The organism is Tenuifilum sp., from assembly GCF_037481895.1.
Classification (GTDB): domain Bacteria; phylum Bacteroidota; class Bacteroidia; order Bacteroidales; family Tenuifilaceae; genus Tenuifilum; species Tenuifilum osseticum.
Window position 1 is genome coordinate 42,444 of sequence record NZ_JBBFKU010000030.1, and the last position, 409, is coordinate 42,852.

General features: G+C 43.5%; 1 protein-coding gene. It reads right to left on the bottom strand.

What is annotated here, in order from left to right; genetic code table 11:
- Nucleotides 1-222 precede the first annotated feature (222 nt).
- Nucleotides 223-409 (bottom strand): integrase core domain-containing protein (locus tag WHS63_RS09790; protein ID WP_445204957.1); only part of this gene is annotated, 187 nt, incomplete at its 5' end.

Below are 409 nucleotides of genomic sequence, written 5' to 3' on the forward strand. Positions count from 1 at the left end.
CCGCGCCTCAGGAGGCCAGAGCGTCCCGCAGGAAGCGGGAAGGTTGTTAAAGTTGATGGTTGTTTGTTGATAGTTGATAGAAAATTCAATAGAACACAGATAACACAAATTGAGATGATTTACACTGATTAACAATCAGTTAAACCTTCAAACCCAATCACAATTTGCTTTAAATCTTGAACTTGTCTAGTCCTGAAATAAGTCTACAGGTTAGAAATAGATTTAAGCGACACACATAAAAACATCATCAGGGGGTTTAAAGCCCAAAGATACATGTAATCTTTTAGAGTTGTAAATGCTCACGGCCTGATCGACGGCTTTTCTGGCCAGGAGGGTAGAGGGGAATGTCTGGTCGAGGAAGAACTCGTCTTTGAGGATGCCGTTGACGCGTTCGGCCACGGCGTTCTCG